The 18,736-nt window shown below is 70.1% G+C and carries 18 protein-coding genes; 12 read left to right on the top strand and 6 right to left on the bottom strand.

What is annotated here, in order from left to right; all coding sequences use genetic code 11:
* Positions 1-2: 2 nt before the first annotated feature.
* Together FE633_RS16480 and FE633_RS16475 are read right to left on the bottom strand one after the other, a co-directional pair.
* Positions 3-506, bottom strand: coding sequence for a GNAT family N-acetyltransferase (locus tag FE633_RS16480; protein WP_138045909.1), 504 nt, complete (start codon positions 504-506; stop codon positions 3-5).
* A gap of 26 nt (positions 507-532) precedes the next feature.
* Complete coding sequence (locus FE633_RS16475) at positions 533-1,024, bottom strand: MarR family winged helix-turn-helix transcriptional regulator (RefSeq protein WP_138045908.1); 492 nt, start codon at positions 1,022-1,024, stop codon at positions 533-535.
* 107 nt (positions 1,025-1,131) lie between these two features.
* On the opposite strand from FE633_RS16475, the gene FE633_RS16470 reads away from it, so the two are divergent.
* The 6 genes from FE633_RS16470 (at position 1,132) to FE633_RS16445 (ending at position 9,191) form a co-directional block, all read left to right on the top strand.
* The gene (locus FE633_RS16470) at positions 1,132-1,788 is read left to right on the top strand and encodes a nitroreductase family protein (RefSeq protein ID WP_138045907.1); all 657 of its coding nucleotides are present in this window, start codon (positions 1,132-1,134) and stop codon (positions 1,786-1,788) included.
* A 99-nt stretch (positions 1,789-1,887) separates the two neighbouring features.
* On the top strand, positions 1,888-2,571 hold the full coding sequence (locus FE633_RS16465; protein ID WP_212747226.1) for a phosphoribosylanthranilate isomerase: 684 nt from the start codon (positions 1,888-1,890) through the stop codon (positions 2,569-2,571).
* A 92-nt stretch (positions 2,572-2,663) separates the two neighbouring features.
* Positions 2,664-3,413, top strand: a complete 750-nt coding sequence (gene upp / locus FE633_RS16460; protein ID WP_138045906.1) for a uracil phosphoribosyltransferase — start codon at positions 2,664-2,666, stop codon at positions 3,411-3,413.
* On the top strand, positions 3,410-4,312 hold the full coding sequence (locus FE633_RS16455; protein ID WP_138045905.1) for an EamA family transporter: 903 nt from the start codon (positions 3,410-3,412) through the stop codon (positions 4,310-4,312). The genes upp and FE633_RS16455 overlap by 4 nt, the downstream gene beginning before the upstream one ends.
* 38 nt (positions 4,313-4,350) lie before the next feature.
* Entirely contained in the window at positions 4,351-8,259 is a 3,909-nt protein-coding gene (locus tag FE633_RS16450) for an amino acid adenylation domain-containing protein (RefSeq protein ID WP_138045904.1), read from the top strand.
* Positions 8,256-9,191 carry a pseudouridine-5'-phosphate glycosidase gene (locus FE633_RS16445; protein WP_138045903.1) on the top strand — a complete coding sequence of 312 codons (936 nt, stop codon included), beginning with the start codon at positions 8,256-8,258 and terminating at the stop codon, positions 9,189-9,191. Before FE633_RS16450 ends, FE633_RS16445 begins: the two co-directional genes overlap by 4 nt.
* 97 nt (positions 9,192-9,288) lie before the next feature.
* Here FE633_RS16445 and FE633_RS16440 read toward each other — a convergent pair whose 3' ends face one another.
* The gene (locus FE633_RS16440) at positions 9,289-10,233 is read right to left on the bottom strand and encodes an SDR family NAD(P)-dependent oxidoreductase (protein WP_138045902.1); all 945 of its coding nucleotides are present in this window, start codon (positions 10,231-10,233) and stop codon (positions 9,289-9,291) included.
* A 156-nt stretch (positions 10,234-10,389) separates the two neighbouring features.
* Here FE633_RS16440 and FE633_RS16435 point away from each other — a divergent pair, with 156 nt between their 5' ends.
* Positions 10,390-11,262, top strand: coding sequence for a helix-turn-helix transcriptional regulator (locus FE633_RS16435; protein ID WP_138045901.1), 873 nt, complete (start codon positions 10,390-10,392; stop codon positions 11,260-11,262).
* A 20-nt stretch (positions 11,263-11,282) separates the two neighbouring features.
* On the opposite strand, the gene FE633_RS16430 is transcribed toward FE633_RS16435, so the two are convergent.
* Positions 11,283-11,486, bottom strand: a complete 204-nt coding sequence (locus FE633_RS16430) for an acyl-CoA carboxylase subunit epsilon (protein WP_138045900.1) — start codon at positions 11,484-11,486, stop codon at positions 11,283-11,285.
* Between the two features lie 10 nt (positions 11,487-11,496).
* On the bottom strand, positions 11,497-12,966 hold the full coding sequence (locus FE633_RS16425) for an acyl-CoA carboxylase subunit beta (protein ID WP_425473179.1): 1,470 nt from the start codon (positions 12,964-12,966) through the stop codon (positions 11,497-11,499).
* A 329-nt stretch (positions 12,967-13,295) separates the two neighbouring features.
* Here FE633_RS16425 and FE633_RS16420 point away from each other — a divergent pair, with 329 nt between their 5' ends.
* Positions 13,296-14,576 carry an MFS transporter gene (locus tag FE633_RS16420; RefSeq protein ID WP_246113654.1) on the top strand — a complete coding sequence of 427 codons (1,281 nt, stop codon included), beginning with the start codon at positions 13,296-13,298 and terminating at the stop codon, positions 14,574-14,576.
* A gap of 24 nt (positions 14,577-14,600) precedes the next feature.
* Here the strand turns inward: FE633_RS16420 and FE633_RS16415 are convergent, their stop codons facing one another.
* Positions 14,601-15,308, bottom strand: coding sequence for a GntR family transcriptional regulator (locus FE633_RS16415; RefSeq protein WP_138045897.1), 708 nt, complete (start codon positions 15,306-15,308; stop codon positions 14,601-14,603).
* Positions 15,309-15,472: 164 nt separating this feature from the next.
* Here FE633_RS16415 and FE633_RS16410 point away from each other — a divergent pair, with 164 nt between their 5' ends.
* The 4 genes from FE633_RS16410 (at position 15,473) to FE633_RS16395 (ending at position 18,708) form a co-directional block, all read left to right on the top strand.
* The gene (locus FE633_RS16410; RefSeq protein WP_138045896.1) at positions 15,473-16,267 is read left to right on the top strand and encodes a putative hydro-lyase; all 795 of its coding nucleotides are present in this window, start codon (positions 15,473-15,475) and stop codon (positions 16,265-16,267) included.
* 118 nt (positions 16,268-16,385) lie between these two features.
* Positions 16,386-17,150: a LamB/YcsF family protein gene (locus tag FE633_RS16405; RefSeq protein WP_138045895.1), complete on the top strand. Its 765-nt coding sequence runs from the start codon at positions 16,386-16,388 to the stop codon at positions 17,148-17,150.
* Positions 17,147-17,839, top strand: a complete 693-nt coding sequence (locus FE633_RS16400) for a 5-oxoprolinase subunit B family protein (protein WP_138045894.1) — start codon at positions 17,147-17,149, stop codon at positions 17,837-17,839. Before FE633_RS16405 ends, FE633_RS16400 begins: the two co-directional genes overlap by 4 nt.
* Entirely contained in the window at positions 17,836-18,708 is an 873-nt protein-coding gene (locus tag FE633_RS16395) for a 5-oxoprolinase subunit C family protein (RefSeq protein ID WP_138045893.1), read from the top strand. The genes FE633_RS16400 and FE633_RS16395 overlap by 4 nt, the downstream gene beginning before the upstream one ends.
* Positions 18,709-18,736 lie beyond the last annotated feature (28 nt).

Raw genomic sequence — 18,736 nt, 5'->3', positions numbered from 1 at the left:
CGTCAGGGAGCGATCTCCTTGCAGAAGCACACCCGGTCCTGCCCGGGACCGTCGTAGTCGGAGTGCACAGGCAGCCCGTCGACCTCGCGGTCCCCGCTCTCCATGACGAAGCCCATGGCGCGGTGGAAGGCGATGGATCCCGCGTTCGCCGGCGAGGTGATCGCCCGCACCTCCGTGCGCCCTGCTGCGGCGGCACGCTGGAAGAACGCCGTGTAGAGACCGCGGGCCGTTCCCTGTCCGCGCAGTTCGGGGGCGACTCCCACGAAGTGGATGTACGCCTCGGTGTCGTTGTCGGCGGCGTAGAAGCCGACGAGGAACGCCCTGACGTCTGTGCCGTCCTCCAGGACCAGGCTGGTGGCCGAGAAGAACTGCAAGAACAACTTGGGCAGCAGCAAGGACAGTTCACGGGCCTGCTCGGGGGAGCGTGAGTCCCCCCACCACCGGTGCACACACTCGACGAGAGTGCCGTGGTCGGAAACGCGGGCCTGGCGCAGTGTGGGGGGCATTCCGTTCCCTCTCGGTTCGGGCGGCGTCAGTCGCGGGTGTCTCCCAGGGAGACGAGCAGGGTGCGCAGGAGCCGGTTCAGTTCCTCGCAGTCGTCTTTCTCGAGACCGGAGAGGATCTCTCGCTGGTTGCGAACGTGGCCCTCCACGACGCGGTCGACGAGAGCGCGGCCTTCGGCGGTGAGGGCGATGTGGTGGCTGCGGCGGTCGCCGGGGATGGGTTCGCGGGTGACGAGCCCGCGGGCGGCCAGGCGGTCCACGCGGTTGGTGAGAGCGGCGGAGCCGATCATGACGCTGGCGGCGAGGGCCTTGGGGGTGAGGGGACCGCCACCGCGGCGGAGGGTGGCGAGGACGTCGAACTCCCAGGTCTCCATGCCTTGTTCGGCGAAGTAGTCCCTGACCCTGGCGCTCGTGAGCCGTGAGAGCCGCACGATGCGCCCGACCGTGCCCATGGCATCGAGGTCCAAGTCGGTGCGCCGGGCAGCCCACTGGTCGAGGAAGTCGTCGACGGAGTCGCGCATGGCGGTCACCTCCCCTTCATTGATTCGATGTCAAACCGTTTGACGGCATTGTAATCCACGGCCTAGTTTCTCGATGTCGGAAAGTTTGACGTCGAAAGGTTCGTTTCATGGGTACCGCAGAGACCGATCAGTCCACCGTGGCGCGCGTCATCCGCTCGCGCCGCGCCATCCGCCACTACCGGCCGGACCCGGTCCCCGCCCCGCTCCTGCGCGAGCTGACCGATCTGGCTCTCGAGGCGCCGTCCAGCTTCAACGTCCAGGCCCGCTCCATCGTCGCCGTGTCCGGTGAGGAGGGGCTCAAGGCGCTCACCGTGGCCACCGGCGGCCAGCCGCACCCCCAAGAAGCGCCGGTGATGCTGGTGTTCGTGGCCGAGTCCGCCGCCTGGCGCGAGGGCCGCGGCGACGTGTGGGACACGGCCCGCGCCCGCGGGGCATGGTCCGAGAAGTTCGCGGCCGCGTCCCCCGACGACGTCCGGCTCTTCCACGAGGGACTGCGTGAGCGGGGCCTGGAACGCGAGTACGCGGTCAAGGACGCGATGATCGCCGCATCGTTCCTCATGATCGCCGCCCAGGCCGCGGGGCTGGCCACCAGCCCGATGAACGGATGGGACGAGGGCCAGGTCAAGGAGGCCATCGGCATCGGGGACCGGGACGACCTGCACATCGCCCTGCTCGTGGCACTGGGCCACCCCGCCGAGACCCGGCTCCACCCGGGCCGCCGGGACCGCACGCTGACCGTCTTCAGCGAAACCCACGGCAACTGACCGGACGTCACCGACGCCGTGCCGCGCGCGGACATGGCCGCTCTTTCGTGGGCGCGCACCTGTCCGCTCCTCTCTTCCAACGACAGGGGATCGTCTTCCATGACCACCGTGAACAAGCTCGTCCAGGTCGCCGGCATCATCGACGCCGCCGAAGCCGAGATGATCACCGGCGAAGGGGCGGACTGGATCGGCTTCGCCCTGCGTCTGCCCTCCGGCAAGGACGACATAGCCGAGCAGGACGCCGCCGTGATCATCAAGGGTCTTGAGGCCCCGCACGCCGGTGTCCTCATCAGTTACCTCACCGACGCCGAAGAGATCAGCGAGTTCTGCCGCCTGCTCGGTGTCGTTGCCGTTCAGCTCCACGGGGATGTGGAGACCGGTCAGCTCCGCCGCCTCAAGGAGATCCGCCCGGACCTCTTCGTACTGAAGTCGCTGGTGGTCAAGGAGGACAACGCGGAGGAGCTGCTGAAGCTCGTCGACGACACCCACCCGTACGTCGACATGTACATCACCGACACCTTCGACCCGAGGACCGGCGCCAAGGGTGCCACCGGCCTCACTCACGACTGGAACGTCTCCGCCGAACTCGTCCGGCGTTCCCCGAAGCCCCTCATGATGGCGGGCGGCCTGAACCCGGAGAACGTCGCCGACGCGATCCGCGCCGTCCGGCCCGCCGCCGTCGACGCCCACTCCGGCCTCGAGGGCCCCGACGGACGCAAGGACCGCGCCAAGGTCGCCCGGTTCGTCGCCGAGGCGCGCCGCGCCTTCGACGAGATCGGCTGATCCGGCCACGCAGTGGGGCGGCGCGATCCGGGGGGACGGCCCGCCGCCCCTCCCGCTCCCGCGTCCCCGGTGACCACAGAGGAGAACCAGCCGTGACCACAGGCCACAACGTCCACCTCCTCCCGCAGACGGATCAACTCCGCGCGATCCACACGATCATCAGGGACAGGGACTGCACGCGGGAGAACTTCCTGTTCTACTCGCGCCGCGTCATCCGCCTCCTGCTCGAAGGCGGAATGGACCTGCTTCCCTTCACCAAGAAGCAGGTGACCACCCCGGTCGGTGCCACCTTCCACGGCCTGGAGTTCGCCTCCAAGCTGTGCGCCGTGCCCGTCATCCGTGCCGGTGAGGCCATGGAGAGCGAGCTGCGCGATGTCCACCCCGGCATCCGTATCGGCAAGATCCTCATCCAGCGCGACCGGCGGACCAAACTGCCGCACCTCTACTACAAACACCTGCCCGACGACATCGCCGACCGGTACGTGCTGCTGCTGGAACCGATGCTGGCCACCGCCGGGTCCGCGCTCGCGGCCGTCGACGTCCTGCTGGAGTCCGGCGTACGCGAAGACCGCATCATCATGATCAATTTCCTGTCGTCGCCCGAAGGGCTGCGTCGCGTCGCGACCGAGCGGCCGCGCGTCAAGATCGTCACGAGCGCCATCGAGGACCGGCTCAACGAGCAGGCGTTCATGGTTCCCGGCATCGGTGACTTCGGAGACCGGTTCTTCGGCACCACGGACTCCGGAGCCAGGGACGCAGCCAGGGCCACATCCGGGGCCACACCCCGGGCCACACCCCGGGCCGCAGCCAATGCCGGCCGCCAAGAAGTGAGCCATCCATGAGCAATCAGCGCCTCGCGGCCACGTCCGCGGTCACCGCTCTCGCCCCCGCCGTGTGGGGCTCCACCTACCTGATCACCACCGAGTTCCTGCCGCCGGACCGGCCCCTGCTGGCCTCCACCCTGCGAGCCCTGCCCGCCGGACTGCTCCTGCTGCTGGTGACCCGTGTCCTGCCCAAGGGCATCTGGTGGGGGCGGGCCGTCGTCCTCGGCGTCCTGAACATCGGCGCGTTCTTCTACTTCCTGTTCCTCGCCGCCTACCACCTGCCCGGCGGAGTGGCCGCCCTGGTCATGACCGTCCAGCCGATGATCGTGCTCCTGCTCGGCTCCGTCCTCCTCAAGGACCGGATCCAGCCGCTGCACATCGTGTCCTGTCTGCTCGGCGCCACCGGTGTCGCGCTGCTCGTCCTCCAGCCGCACGCCGGTCTGGACGGCATCGGCGTCGCGGCGGGTCTCCTCGGCGCCCTGTCCATGGCCTGCGGCATCGTGCTCACAAAGCGGTGGGGCCGCCCCGACGGCGTCTCGCTGCTGACGTTCACCGGCTGGCAGCTCACCGTGGGCGGCCTCGTCCTCGTACCGGTCACCCTGGCGAGCGAGACGCTGCCGGACCACCTCACCTGGGGCAACATCGGCGGCTTCGCCTACCTCGGCGTCATCGGTGCCCTGATCGCCTACGTCCTCTGGTTCCGCGGACTCTCGCGCCTGCCCGCGCTGGCGGCCTCGTTCCTGTCGTTCGCCTCACCGCTGTGCGCGACCGTCCTCGGCTACCTCTTCCTCGACCAGTCCCTGCGCCCGCTCCAACTCCTCGGAGCGGCCGCCGTCGTAGGAGCGGTCGTCCTCGCCCAACCGCGTCACAAGGCGCCCGCCCCCGTACGGACGGAGCACGCCGCAAGTCGCGTCTGAGCACGTCATCACCCGTCTTCATCCGGGGGTTGCACCACATGAACACCAGCACACCGATATCCGGCATCTTCCTCAAGGGCATCTCGTTGCGTGCCCTGCTCGCCCACCAGGCCGGCGAGCGTCCCCACGCCGTCGCCGTCACCCACGCGGGCGGTGCCCTCACCTTCCGGCAGCTGAACGCCGCCGCGCACCGCCTCGGCTCCCACCTCGCCGACCTCGGTGTCGCACCGGACACCTGTGTCGGCCTGTACACCGAACCGTCCGCCGACCTGATGACCGGTGCCTGGGGCATCCTCACCGCCGGAGCCGCCTACCTCCCGCTGTCGCCCGACTATCCGGAGGAACGTCTCGGGTACATGCTCGAGAACTCCGGGACCAGGGTGATCGTCACCCAGGACCATCTGCGCGAGCGCGCCCGGCGCCTCGCCCCGGAGGGCACCACGGTCGTCACCCTCACCGACGCCCCCGCTCTGCCGTCGGGCCCCCTGCCGGAGACCCATGGCGACCACCTCGCGTACGTCATCTACACCTCGGGCAGCACCGGCAAGCCCAAGGGGGTGCTGATCGAGCAGCGCAGCATCGTGTCCCAGATGCAGTGGCTGGCCAACTGCGGGCACCTCGGCCCCGAGGTGTCGATCCTGCAGAAGACACCGATGAGTTTCGACGCCGCCCAGTGGGAGATCCTGGCCCCCGCGACCGGCGCCCGGGTCGTCATGGGCAATCCGGGGATCTTCCGGGACCCCGAGGGCATCACCACCATGATCCGCGAGCACGAGGTCACCGCCCTGCAGGCCGTTCCGACCCTGCTCCAAGCCCTCGTCGACACCGAGGAGTTCAGCGCGTGCCGGTCGCTGACGCGCGTGTTCTCGGGCGGTGAAGCCCTCACCCGCGGCCTCGCCCAGGACCTGTTCGCGGCGCTGCCCGGCATCTCGGTGGTCAACCTGTACGGACCCACCGAGACGACGATCAACGCCACCTCACAGTGGATCGACCCCGACACCCTCGGCGACAGCCCGTCCGGGATCGTGCCCATCGGCGTCCCGGCCGACAACGTGACCTGCTACATCCTCGACGAGAACATGCAGCCCGTCGACATCGGCGAGAGCGGCGAGCTGTTCATCGGCGGCGTCCAGGTCGCGCGTGGCTACCTCGGGATGCCCGAGCAGACCGGGCGGCACAACCCCAACAGATTCATCATCTCCCCGTTCAACCCGACGGAGCGCCTGTACCGCACGGGCGACCTGTGCAAGTGGCACCCCGACGGCACGATCCAGTTCATCGGGCGCACCGACAACCAGGTCAAACTGCGGGGCTACCGGGTCGAGTTGGAGGAGGTCGCCTCACGGATCGAGGAGCACACGTGGGTGCGGCGCGCAGCGGCCCTCGTCACCGACGACGCGCGCACCGGCCACAAGGCCCTCGTCGCCGCGGTGGAGCTCAACGAGCGCACCGCCGCGGTCATGGACCAGGGACGCGAGGACGCCGCCCACCACCAGTCGAAGGCGTCCAAGGTCCAGGTCAGGGCCCAGCTGTCGAACCCCGGCCTGCGTGAGCCCGCGGAACTCGACGGCCGACGGGCCGTCACGCTGCCCGGCCAGGACGCGACGGACGAGCAGCGGCGTGAGACGTTCGCCCGCAAGACCTACCGGTTCTACGACGGCGGCCCGGTCACCGTCCGAGATGTCCTCGGCCTGCTCGCCCCGCGCGGGAGGCCGTCGTACGCGCGCCCCCTGACCGAGCTGTCCCTCGACGAACTCGGGCAGCTCCTGCGCTGGTTCGGCCCGTTCCGCAGCGAGGAGCGGCTGCTGCCGAAGTACTCCTACGCCTCTCCCGGTGCCCTGTACGCGACACAGATGTACCTGGAGACGAGCGGCCTGTCCTGCCTGCCGGCCGGCGTCTACTACTTCCACCCCGTCGACCACACCCTCGTACGCGTCGGTGAAGCCTCCGAAGGATTCCCGGAACAGGGGCTCCAGGTGCACTTCCTCGGCAGGAAGCGGGCGATCGAGCCCGTGTACAAGAACAACATCGTGGAGGTGCTGGAGTTCGAGACCGGCCACATGGTCGGTGTGTTCGAGGAGGTCCTGCCCGGTTTCGGCCTGACCATCGCCCCCGCCGGATTCGAGCCCGGGGTGAAGGCCCGGCTCGACGTGGCCGACGACGACCAGTACCTGGGCACCTTCGCCGTCACCGAGAACGACGGCCCGGAGCGCCCGGACGAGGTGGAGCTGTTCGTCCAGGCCCACGACGACGGTGTGGAGGGCCTGGAGGCGGGGCTGTATCTCCACCGGGATGGCCGGCTCGACCGGCTCGGCGCGGAGACGGTGGAGAAACGCCACGTCATCGCCATCAACCAGGGCGTGTTCGAGCGGGCCTCCTTCGGGATCAGCGCCGTGTCACGCGTCGAAGAGGCGTGGCTGCACCACATCGTGCTCGGCACGAAACTCCACCACCTCCAGCGCACTCCGGGTCTGGGACTCATGTCCTCCGGCTACTCGTCGAAGACCGGCAACCCGCTCCCGGCCTCCCGGCGCCTGGACGAGCTGCTCGCCGCCGCGGGCGTGCCGGCCGCGCCGGCGTCGTACTTCCTCGTCGGCGGCCGCATCAGCGACGAACAGGCCGCGCACGAGGGCATGAACGAGGACGCCGTGCACACCAAGGGCCCGGCGGAACTGATCCGGGACGACCTCGCGCGGTTCCTGCCGGACTACATGATCCCCGCCCGCGTGCTGGTGGTGAACGCACTGCCGCTGACCGCGAACGGGAAGATCGACGCCAAGGCCGCGGCACAGTTGCCGGAGATCGCCGCCGCCCAGACCTCGACGGTGTACGTGGCGCCCGCCACCGCGACGGAGCTGTGGCTGGCCGGCGAGTGGGGGCGGCTGCTGAAGTACGACGACGTGTCCACGCAGGACGAGTTCTTCGCCTCCGGCGGCAACTCCCTGCACGCCGTGGCGCTCGTCAACCGGATCAACCGGGTGTTCGGTGTCAACCGGCCACTGCAGGTGATCTTCGAGTCACCGAAGCTCGAAGATCTCGCCGCCCGGATCGACGACGACGCCCCGCGGCACGTCTCGCGCCTCGTGCCGCTGCACACCGGCGGCGCCCAGCGCCCGGTGTTCTGCTGGCCCGGACTGGGCGGCTACCCGATGAACCTGCGCCTGCTGGGCGCGAGCGCGAGCGGGGACCGGCCCTTCTACGGCATCCAGGCCCATGGCATCAACCCCGGTGAGACGCCGTACGGCACGATCCGCGAGATGGCCATGGCCGACGTGTCCGAGATCCGTCGCGTCCAGCCGTCCGGCCCGTACACCCTGTGGGGCTACTCGTTCGGCGCGCGCGTGGCGTTCGAAGCGGCCTGGCAGCTGGAGCGGTCCGGGGAGAAGGTGGAGAACCTGCTGTTGATCTGCCCCGGCAATCCGCAGGTGCGCGGCGAGGACGGGCAGCAGTGGGGCCGCGAGGCCTCGTACGGCAATCCCGCCTACCTGACGATCCTGTTCTCCGTGTTCACGGGCACCGTCCACGGCCCGCACCTGGAGGCGTGCCTGGACGAAGCGACGGACGAGTCCTCCTTCGTCGAGTTCGTCCACGGCCTGCTTCCCGCACTGGACGCCGGAACGATCCGCCGCATCACGCGGATCGTCGCGGAGACGTACGAGTTCGAGTACAGCTTCCGCGAACTCCAGGAGCGCCGGATCGAGGCACCGGTCACGATCTTCAAGGCCCGGGGCGACGACTACTCCTTCGTGGAGGGCAGTTCCGGATACTCCGCGAAACCGCCGGCGATCGTCGACCTGGACGGTGACCACTACAGCGTGCTCAAGGAGCACGGTGTCGGCGAACTCGTCGCCCGGATACGCGACTCCCGGACAAGCGACCCCCGGCGCATCCCCGCCGCCGACCCGGTCCCCACTCTCCCCGCGCTCCCCACAGAAGGAACCCGATGAGCACCGCCGTTCCGGTCGTTCACAGCGAAGAAGTGCGTGAGGCCCTGCACGAGGGCCGCCCGGTCGTCGCGCTGGAGTCGAACGTCATCACGCACGGCCTGAAGTACCCGCACAACACCGAGACCGCGCACCAGGTCGAGGCCGCCGTCCGCAAGGGCGGCTCCGTCCCGGCCACGATCTGTGTCGAGGGCGGCGCCATCCGCGTCGGGATGACCGAGCAGGACATCGAACGTTTCGCGTCCGAGCCGGGGATCCCCAAGGTGTCCAGCCGTGATCTGCCCGTCGTACTCGCCCGAGGAAGCCGTGGTGCGACCACCGTCGCGTCGTCGCTCGTCGCCGCCGAGCTCGCCGGGATCCCGTTCTTCTGCTCCGCCGGGCTCGGCGGGGTGCACCGGGGAGCGGAGACCACGATGGACATCTCCTCGGATCTGATCCAGCTCACCCGCTCGAAGGTCGCGGTGGTGTGCGCCGGGGCGAAGATGATCCTCGATCTGAAGCTGACGATGGAGTACCTGGAGACGCAGTGCGTGCCGGTGATCTCCTACCAGTCGGACGACTTCCCCGCGTTCTACTGCGCCTCCAGCGGCGTCAGGTCCCCGCACCGCATCGACGACGAGGACCTGATCGCGCGGGTCGTCGGCACGCACTGGGCCGCCGGGCACCCCGGCGGCGTGGTCGTCACCACCCCGCCCCGCGCCGAGGACGCCGTGGACTCGGCCGAGGCCGAGGCCGCGATCGGTGACGCGCTCGCCCGGGCCGAACGGGAGGGCGTCACGGGCCAGGGCCTGACGAAGTATCTGATGCACGCCGTCGACCAGGCCACCGGCGGCCGTACCGCGCAGGCCAACAGGGCGGTTCTCATCTCCACGGCCGAGGTCGGCGGCCGCGTGGCCGCCGCGTACGCCCGCCTCCGGGCGGTCGGCCACTCCTGAACTCGCCCACTGCGCCGCGCCCCTGAGGGGCGCGGCGCTGCCGCGTGCCCAGTCGCCGGTCCGCCGCGCCGCTACCACGCCCTCCCGAGCGATCGCTTCAGCAGCTCCGTCCGTCCCGACTGCTTCGGTACACCGCGGTGAACCGTTCGGCGGCGTCCCAGAGTGCGCGTTCGCGCCGCGGGTCGTACGACTCCTCCGACGAGCGGGCGGCACGGTCGCGGTCGACGTAGGAGCCGGTCGGTGCCTCGGTCGTGCCGAGGACGACGTCGGCGAGGTGATGCCCCGCGGCGCCGCGGCTGGTCGCGAGCGGCGTGAGGGCCATCACCGGCAGGATGCGACGCATGGCGAACCGGGAGAGGCGGTCCGCGTTCCGGGCGAGGCCGGTGCCGGGGACGAACCCCGGGTTGTGGGCGACGGCGTCGATTCCGGCCGGCAGGCGGCGCGCGTACTCGTGCACGAGGTGGATGGCGGCCAGCTTGCTCGTCGAGTACGCGGTGCGCCCGGCGGCCGTGGTGTCCGGCCGGGGGAAGGCGCCGGTGCGGGCGAGGACCTCCGGGGACCGCCAGAGGGGGCCGGGCACCATGCCCAGGTTGTGCCTGAAGTCACCGAAGTGAGTGTCGCTGACGGTGATGACGATCCGGGCGGGCGGGGCGAAACGGTCCTCGAGCAGACGGACGAACAGATGGTTGGCGAGCACGTTGACCGCGAAGGTGGACTCGAATCCGTCGGGTCCCTCGGTGAGCGCGTTCGTGTACTGCGTACCCGCGTTGCCCACGAATCCGCGCAGCGGCGGCAGTTCACCGCGGTCGAGCCGGTCCCGGATCTCCGTGGCGGCCGACCGGACGCTGCCCAGCGAGCCGAGGTCCGCAGCGACGTACGAGACCGCGTGCCCACCCGCGCCGAGCTCTGAGGACAGACGTGCGCCGGAGGACCCGCGGGCGACGACGAGGAGATGCAGGTGGGGCGAGCGGCGCAGGATGCGCTGCGCGGCGGCACGGCCGATTCCACGGCTCGCGCCGGTCATGACGACGGTGGACTGCATGGGGGCTCCTTCACTGGTCGGCCGATGGGCCGGCGGGTGTCCGGCTCGGCGCACCGACACGTTCGCCGCTCGCGCCACCGCCAACCAGTGCCGTGCGCGTCACTAGGACCGGCAGTACCCAGGCTCTTTTGGTGCCGGGTGGAGAGAATGAGCCCCATGGCTTCCTCCCGCTCCGGTTTCGGTGCGCTCCTGCACGCCTGGCGCGACCGTCTCTCTCCGGCCGACGCCGGCTTCACCGTGACGTCCGGCCGTCGCGCCCCGGGACTGCGCCGCGAGGAGCTCGCGCAACTGGCCGGGCTCTCGGTCGACTACGTCCTGCGCCTGGAGCAGGGACGTGCGAAGAACCCCTCGGCCCAGGTTGTGGGTGCCCTCGCCCGGGCCCTTCAGCTCTCCCGGGCCGAGCGTGACCAGTTGTACCGAAGCGCCAAGCTGCTGCCGCCGCAGGACGGGACGATCAGCTTTCACGTACCGCCGGGCATCCAACGGCTCGCCGCCCGCCTCGGAGACGTCCCGATCGGGGTGTTCGCCGCCGACTGGACCCTCGTGTGGTGGAACACCACGTGGACCGCGCTCCACGGCGACCCCACCATGGTCCCGGCCACCGAACGCAACCTCGCGCGCGCCCTTTTCGGCACCGGCATCGATCGTGCCGCGCTGCGTCCCTTCCGGTCCGAGCACGGAGAGGACGCCTTCGTGGCGGCGATCGTCGCCGATCTCAGGGACGCGGTGTCCCGCTATCCCGCGGATACCCGGCTCGATCGTCTCGTGCGGCATCTGCGAGAAGCATCCGACGTCTTCGCCCATCACTGGGCCACGAGCACGGCGGCCCAGCACACCACCGACCGCAAGACGATCCGGCACCCGGACATCGGCGACATCGTGCTCGACTGCGATGTCCTCGTCGTTCCGGGCGCGGACCTGCGTATGGTCGCCTACACGGCGGCGGCCGGAAGCAGCGACGCGGAGAAGCTCGAGTTTCTCCGCGTCACGGGTGACCGTACGGCCACCGCCCGGCCACCGCGCCCCTGACCGGCGTGAAAGCCCTCGGCTCACCAATGAGAGGACGGCCGGGTGACCGCGGGGAGCGGCTGCCGCATGGCGGTCGCGGGTGCGGCCCAGGTGGACACCGGGCGGCGCCGCACAGGCGACCGGGAAGCCGTCGGCGCGGCACGTGACCGGGCCGTGAACACCGCTACGACGGCGGCCAGTTCCTCCGCGGTGGGCTGTCCGTACAGCACGGTGATGGCGGGCATGGTGTCGCTCCTAGAGAGGGATGTTGCCGTGCTTCTTCGGTGGCTGCGTCAGACGCTTGGAGCGCAGCGCCCGCAGTCCGCGGACGATGTGATGCCGGGTCCGTGACGGCCTGATCACGCCGTCGACCCAGCCCTGCTCTGCCGCATCGCGCGAGGTCAGCAGGACATTGTCGGCATCGCGCGCGCCGGTGGTTCCGATCCGGGCCGTGGGCCAGGCGAAACTCAGATCGGCGCCGAGCTGCTTGGAGCCCATGACGTCGTACGTTCCGCCGTGTGCCTGACGAGTGATCACGGTGATGAGCGGGACCGTGGCCTCGGCGTAGGCGTAGATCAGCTGGGCGCAGTGTCTGCTGATGCCGCGGTACTCCTGGTCGATGCCGGGAAGGAAGCCGGGTACGTCCACGAAGGTGAGGACGGGGAGGTTGAAGGCGTCGCAGGTACGGATGAAGCGGGCGGCCTTCTCGGTGGCGTCGATGTCCAGACAACCGGCGAGATGCAGGGGCTGGTTGGCGACGATGCCGACCGGATGGCCCTCGACGCTGCCGAAGCCGGTGATGATGTTCGGCGCGAACAGCGTCTGTGTCTCGAGGAGTTCCCCGTCGTCCAGGACGGCTTCGACGACCTCGTGCATGTCGTAGGGCTGGTGCGCGGTCTCGGGTACGACCGTGTCCAGCAGCGGTTCCCCGGCACATGGGTCGAGGTCGGCCTCGTCCGGTGCGGCCGGGGGCTGTTCATGGTTGTTGGACGGCAGATACGACAGCAGGGCCCTCACGTACTCGACGGCGTCTCCGGCGTCGTACGCAAGGTGATGGGCGTTGCCCGAGACGGTGTTGTGCGCCCGGGCTCCGCCCAGTTCCTCGATGCCGGTGCCGTCGCCGGTGACGGCTTCGATGACGTCCGTGGCCGTGGTGAGCATGTGGGACATCTGGTCGACCATCACGGTGAAGTCGCCGAGCGCGGGGGAGTGCGCCGCGCTGCCCACACAGGCTCCCAGGACCAGCGAGATCTGCGGGATCACCCCGGAGGCCCGGGCCTGGCGGCGGAAGACTTCACCGTACGAGCCGCCGTAGCAACCGCCGTACGAGCCGATGGCGCCCGTCGGGCCCTGGACGCGCCTGTTCCCGCAGTCGTGGATGCCGATGACCGGGCATCCGGTCTTCAGCGCGAAGTCCAGCGCGCTGACGATCTTCCGGCGGTGGACATCGCTCAGAGGGGTGCCGAAGCCGGGGACGCAGGTGGCGAAGGCGGCCACGGGGCGGCCGTCGACCGTGCCGTAGCCGCTGACGACGTCGGAGCCGGTCATGCGGACACCCTCCGGGCCGTCGCTCGGGCGCTGCCCCAGGAGCTCCTCCAGCTCGACGAACGATCCCTCGTCCAGCAGCTGTTCCACCCGCTCGCGTGCGCTGGGTGCGCTTCCGGCGTGCGGCGTTGTCGTGTGATGCGCCGTCGTCATCCGGTGTGCCTCTCTGTCGTATCGCACCGCACCCTACTGATTGTTGAACAATCCTTCAATGCCGCCTCTGTTTGTAGCAGTGCGCTTCCCTGCGTGGGCCTGTCTCATCGGGTAACTGCAGGTCGCGCCGCTTCTTCAGTGGGGTCTCGTGGTGGTGAAGCGGGAGTGCTTTGTAGAAAAAACCTCAATACCTCTTGAGGGATCGTTGAACAATCCCTACGGTGTTCCCCACATCAAGCGGCATGCGCCCCCACCGAGTCGTCGTGGTGGCTGGACCCACGGACCGGCCGGCACCGCCCGCGGCAACCGCTCCGAACGTCTCTTCGTACCAGTCCTTCTCTCACCGTGAGGTCACCGTGACATCCACTCCCACCAGCAGCCCGCCGACCACCGAGAGGGACGACGAGTCCGGTTCCTTCGCCTGGTACGGCACCATGACCCCGCAGGGCCGCCGCGCCTTCAAGGGGGCGTTCGGCGGATACGCCCTGGACTCCTACGACTTCCAGGTTCTGCCGCTGAGCATGGTCGCCATCGCGGCCTACTTCTCCCTCACCACGGCGCAGACCGGGCTGATGACCACGGTCACCCTGTTGGTGTCGGCGCTCGGCGGTGTCCTGGCCGGTGTGCTGATCGACCGGGTCGGCCGGGTCAGGACGCTCATGATCACGGTGGCTACGTATGCCGTGTTCACCGTGCTGTGCGGCTTCGCCGTGAACTATCCGATGCTGCTGGCCTGTCGGGCCCTGCAGGGACTCGGCTTCGGCGGCGAATGGGCGGCGGGCGCGGTCCTGGTCGCCGAGTACGCCCGGACCCGCTACCGCGGCCGCGTGCTCGCCTTCATCCAGAGCTCCTGGGCGGTCGGCTGGGCGCTGGCCGTCATCGTCGCCACCCTCGTGATGGACAACGTCGACCCCGATCTGGCCTGGCGCATCATGTTCTGGACCGGTGCCCTTCCGGCGCTGCTGCTGGTGTACGTGCGGCGCAACGTCAAGGACGCCCCCGAGGTGACCGAGCGTCTGGCCCAGAAGGAGGCACGCGTCCCGCTGTCCTCCATCTTCCAGGGCAGCCTGACCCGCAAGACGCTGTTCGCGACACTGCTGGCCACCGGCGTACAGGGCGGCTACTACACCATCGCCACCTGGCTGCCCACCTACCTCAAGACCGAGCGCGGGCTGACCGTCGTGGGCACCGGCGGCTACCTGTCCACCCTCATCAGCGGCGCCTTCTGCGGTTACATCACCGGCGGCTTCCTCGTCGACCGCCTCGGACGCAAGAAGTCCTTCGCCCTGTTCGCCGTCCTCAGCGCCGCCCTGCTGATCACCTACATCAACATCCCGCAAGGGTCGAACGACCTGCTGCTGATCCTCGGCTTCCCCCTGGGCTTCTCCTCCTCGGCCATCTTCGCCGGCTTCGGCTCCTTCCTGGCCGAGCTCTACCCCAACGCCGTGCGCGGCACCGGCCAGAGCTTCACCTACAACGTCGGCCGCGCCATCGGGGCGTTCTTCCCGACCGCGGTGGGCTTCTCCGCCGGATCCGCCGGTGTGGGCAGCGCACTGGTCTACGGCGCCATCGGCTACTGCATCGCCCTCGTCGCCCTGCTCGGACTGCCCGAGACGCGCGGCACCGAACTGGCCTGACGACCGCCCCTGTTGGGACAGAACCTAGGGCCGGCGCTCCGTGCCGATGCGCTCGGAGTACCGGGCGACGAGCTGCTGTTCCGCGTCGTCGAGATAGGACGTCAACAGCAGTTCCGCCTTGATGATGTTCGCGGCCCTCAGGGCGGAGAGGATCTCCCGGTTGCGCGGCAGGTACGGCTCGTGGAAGACCCGCGGATTGTCCATCGCGTGAAACACCAGACGCAGCTCGGCCAGCACCCCTTGCATCAGCTCGTTCAGACGAACGCTGCCGGCGAGGGCGACGACGGCGTGGTGGAAGTGGATGTTGGCCGTGCCGAGATCGGCCCAGGCGCCGTCCTCGGCGGCCTTCTCCCCTTCGGCCACCGACGCCTCCGCCTGACTCAGGTCGTACGGCGCCACGGTGAGGCTGCGCACCGCGGCGCACTCGATGAGCCGGCGCACCTGGTAGATGTCGACGACGTCCTGCACCGTCAGGGTCCGTACGAAGACCCCGCGGTTGAGCTCATGAGACAGCAGTCGCTCATGGGTGAGCAGGCGGAACGCCTCGCGCAGCGTGTTGCGGGAGACCCCGAGGGCCTGACCGATGGCGTCCTCCGAGAGCCGGGTCCCGGGCAGCAGATGCCCCTCGGAGATCCGCGTGCGCAGGATGCCGGCCACCCGGTCCGCGGTGCTGGCGCGCCCGAGCAGTGCGCGGTCACCCACGAGCACGGCCGGGTCGATCTCGGCAACCATGACGTCCATCCCTGTCACGAAGGCCGACGGAACTGCCCGCGGCCATGAGTGAGTCCCGGAAACCAAGTCTAAGACAAGGACAAACCCACAGGGGGCTTGTCGGATTGTTCAACGATCCTCTACTGTTTGGGCACGCTCGGACCCCAGTGACGAAAGGACCGCAGATGTCGGCAGCTACTCGTTCCGCTGCCCCGGCCCCCGGCCGGGCGCGGGCGCTGTTTCGGGAGCGGGTGGATGTCCCCACCGCCGGCTGGTGTCCCGGATACACCCAGGTCAACCTCATCTCGGTGCCCGCGGACTGGGCGTACGACGTGCTGCTGTTCTGCCAGCGCAACCCCAAGCCGTGCCCGGTGCTCGACGTCACCGATCGGGGGTCCTGGTCCACGCCGCTGGCTCCCGGTGCCGACCTGCGCACCGACGTGCCCCGCTACCGGGTCTGGGAGAACGGCCGACTCGTGGACGAACCCCTGGACGTCATGGATCACTGGCGGGACGACCTGGTCACGTTCCTGATCGGCTGCAGCTTCACCTTCGAAAGTGCCCTGGCGGAGGCGGGTGTGCCCCTGCGGCACGTCGAACAGGGACGCAACGTCGCCATGTACCGGACCAACCGGGCCTGTCGCCCGGCGGGCGAGCTGCACGGGCCGATGGTGGTGTCCATGCGTCAGATCCCGGCCGGTCTGGTGGAGACGGCGACCCGGGTCAGTTCCCTCATGCCCGCGGTGCACGGGGGGCCTGTCCATGTCGGCGACCCGGCCGAGCTGGGCATCGACGACCTCGCCCGTCCCGACTTCGGCGACCCGGTGCGGGCAGAGCCCGGGGACGTCCCCGTGTTCTGGGCCTGCGGCGTCACCCCGCAGGCCGCCGTCATGGCCTCGAAGCCCCCCTTCGCCCTCACTCATGCCCCCGGATACATGCTGATCACCGACGCGTTGGATGAGCAGTACCGCGTCGTATGACCCCCCCCGCACGTCACCCGCCACCTGCCACTCGCCAGCCGCCACCTGCCCCTCGCCACCTGCCACCCGCCACCCGCCACGCGGGAAATGAACGGTTCCCAAGGAGACAAACGCAGTGATGACCGACGCCGTGGTCGACCTCAACGCGGACCTCGCGGAAGGGTTCGGCCGCTGGACCCTCACCGACGACGAGGCGCTGCTGGCCGTGGTCAGCAGCGCCAACATCGCCTGCGGCTTCCATGCGGGCGACCCCGCCACCATCCGCAGGGTCTGCGACCGTGCGGCCGAGCGTGGCGTCGCGATCGGCGCGCATGTCTCCTACCGGGATCTGGCCGGCTTCGGACGCCGGGCCATGGACGTCCCCGCGGACGAGCTCGCCGATGAGATCACCTACCAGATCGGCGCGTTGGAGGTGTTCGCCCGGGCCGCCGGAACGAAGGTGGCCTACGTCAAGCCGCACGGGGCGCTGTACAACAGGGTGGTCGCGGACAAGGAGCAGGCCGTCGCCGTCGTTGCGGGCATCCGGCGTGCCGACCCCGTCCTGCCGGTGCTGTGTCTGCCTGGTTCCGCCCTGCTCGCCGAGGCTGAGAAGACAGGTCTGCCCGGTGTCGCCGAAGCGTTCGTCGACCGCGCCTACACCGCGGCCGGCACGCTGGTTCCGCGCGGCATGCCGGGTGCGGTGATCACCGATCCCGAGCAGGTCGCCCAGCGCGCGGTCACGCTCGCCACCCAGGGCCGTACGACCACGCCGGACGGCGAGACGGTGCACGTCCGGGCGAGGTCGCTGTGCCTGCACGGCGACACTCCCGGCGCGGTCGACCTGGCGCGCACGGTCCTCGCGGCGCTGCGGGGGGCGGGGGTCGGCGTGGAGGCGTTCGCATGAGGCTGCTGCCCGTCGGGGACGACTCGCTGCTGGTCGACCTGGACTCACCGGAGGAGGCGCAGGCGCTGCACGCCGAACTCCTGCGCCGTCGCGGCGCGGGCACCCTGGCGCCGATCGCGGAGATCGTTCCCGGCGACCGGACGATACTTCTGCGCTCCATCTCCGGGGTCGACACACTGCGTACCGAACTGGGCCGGTGGCACGTGCCCGCGCTCACCGCGGACAGCGGCCCGCTGCTGGAGATCCCCGTCGTCTACAACGGGACCGATCTCCGCGATGTCGCCGCGCTGTGGGGCGTGACGGAGGACGAGGTGGTGCGACGGCACAGCGGTGTCGAACACCGTGTGGCCTTCTGCGGATTCGCGCCGGGCTTCGCCTACATGACCGGGTTGGACGAGGCGTACCACGTGCCGCGCCGGTCCGCTCCGCGCACCTCGGTTCCCGCCGGTTCCGTGGCCCTCGCGGGCGCGTACACCGGGATCTATCCGCGCCCCTCGCCGGGGGGCTGGCAACTGATCGGCACTACGGACGTTCCGCTGTGGGACATGGAACGCGAGCCCGCGGCCCTGCTGACCCCCGGCACCCGCGTGCGCTTCGTCCCCCGGGACCCCGCCCCCGCCCCCGCCCCCGCCCCCGCCCCTGCCTCCGGCCAGTCGGCTGGAGTGACGACGGAACGGATGCGTACGTGAGCGGCGGCAAGCTCGAGATCGTACGGGCGGGCGCGCTCACCACCATCCAGGACCTGGGACGGTTCGGGCACGCCCACGTGGGCGTGCCCCGCTCCGGCGCCCTCGACCAGCCCGCCCACCGCCTGGCCAACCGTCTGGTGGGCAACCCCACCGATGCGGCCACCCTGGAGACGACACTGACCGGGGTGGCGCTGAGGGCCACGCGACCCGTGACGGTCGTGGTCACCGGAGCCCCCGCCCCGGTCCGCATCGACGGCAGGCCCGCGGCGTGGGCCTGCCCCGTGGACCTGCCCGCCGGCGCCGTCCTCGACGTGGGCACCGCCACCACGGGCCTGCGCAGCTATGTCGCGATCGGCGGAGGCATCGCGGTCGAGCCCGTCCTGGGCAGCCGATCCACCGATCTGCTCTCCGGACTCGGTCCCGCCCGCCTCGGCGACGGAGACACCCTGCCCCTGGGCACGGCGGTGGGCCGGCCCGTCCACGCCGACACGGTGCACTGGCACCAGCCACCGCGCGAGCTGGTACTGCCGGTGCTGCTGGGCCCGCGTGACGACTGGTTCGCCGCGGCCGCGGTACGCACCCTGGCCACCGCCCGCTTCTCCGTCTCCGCCCACAGCAACCGCATCGCGCTGCGCATGGAGGGACCCACGCTGGAGCGTGCCGTGCACCGCGAACTGCCCAGCGAGGGCACACTGCCGGGCGCCGTCCAGGTGCCCACCGACGGCAAACCCGTGGTCTTCCTCGCCGACTGCCCGACCACCGGCGGCTATCCGGTGATCGGCGTCGTGCCCGAACACGGTCTGGCCGCTGCCGCCCAGGCGGTACCGGGCCTCCCGGTCCGATTCGCCCCGATCCGCCGCCGACGCTGAATACGTACAGGATCTGAGAAGTTCCACC

The organism is Streptomyces montanus (assembly GCF_005786655.1).
In the GTDB taxonomy this organism is placed as follows: domain Bacteria; phylum Actinomycetota; class Actinomycetes; order Streptomycetales; family Streptomycetaceae; genus Streptomyces; species Streptomyces sporangiiformans.
The sequence above is the reverse complement of the archived record's forward strand: the minus strand, read 5'-3'. Positions and strand labels throughout refer to the sequence as shown.

Coding starts and splice junctions, on each gene's coding strand:
- FE633_RS16480 (WP_138045909.1), bottom strand. CDS start 506: ATGCCCCCCACACTGCGCCAGGCCCGCGTTTCCGACCACGGCACTCTC.
- FE633_RS16475 (WP_138045908.1), bottom strand. CDS start 1,024: ATGCGCGACTCCGTCGACGACTTCCTCGACCAGTGGGCTGCCCGGCGC.
- FE633_RS16470 (WP_138045907.1), top strand. CDS start 1,132: ATGGGTACCGCAGAGACCGATCAGTCCACCGTGGCGCGCGTCATCCGC.
- FE633_RS16465 (WP_212747226.1), top strand. CDS start 1,888: ATGACCACCGTGAACAAGCTCGTCCAGGTCGCCGGCATCATCGACGCC.
- FE633_RS16455 (WP_138045905.1), top strand. CDS start 3,410: ATGAGCAATCAGCGCCTCGCGGCCACGTCCGCGGTCACCGCTCTCGCC.
- FE633_RS16450 (WP_138045904.1), top strand. CDS start 4,351: ATGAACACCAGCACACCGATATCCGGCATCTTCCTCAAGGGCATCTCG.
- FE633_RS16445 (WP_138045903.1), top strand. CDS start 8,256: ATGAGCACCGCCGTTCCGGTCGTTCACAGCGAAGAAGTGCGTGAGGCC.
- FE633_RS16440 (WP_138045902.1), bottom strand. CDS start 10,233: ATGCAGTCCACCGTCGTCATGACCGGCGCGAGCCGTGGAATCGGCCGT.
- FE633_RS16435 (WP_138045901.1), top strand. CDS start 10,390: ATGGCTTCCTCCCGCTCCGGTTTCGGTGCGCTCCTGCACGCCTGGCGC.
- FE633_RS16430 (WP_138045900.1), bottom strand. CDS start 11,486: ATGCCCGCCATCACCGTGCTGTACGGACAGCCCACCGCGGAGGAACTG.
- FE633_RS16415 (WP_138045897.1), bottom strand. CDS start 15,308: ATGGTTGCCGAGATCGACCCGGCCGTGCTCGTGGGTGACCGCGCACTG.
- FE633_RS16410 (WP_138045896.1), top strand. CDS start 15,473: ATGTCGGCAGCTACTCGTTCCGCTGCCCCGGCCCCCGGCCGGGCGCGG.
- FE633_RS16405 (WP_138045895.1), top strand. CDS start 16,386: ATGACCGACGCCGTGGTCGACCTCAACGCGGACCTCGCGGAAGGGTTC.
- FE633_RS16400 (WP_138045894.1), top strand. CDS start 17,147: ATGAGGCTGCTGCCCGTCGGGGACGACTCGCTGCTGGTCGACCTGGAC.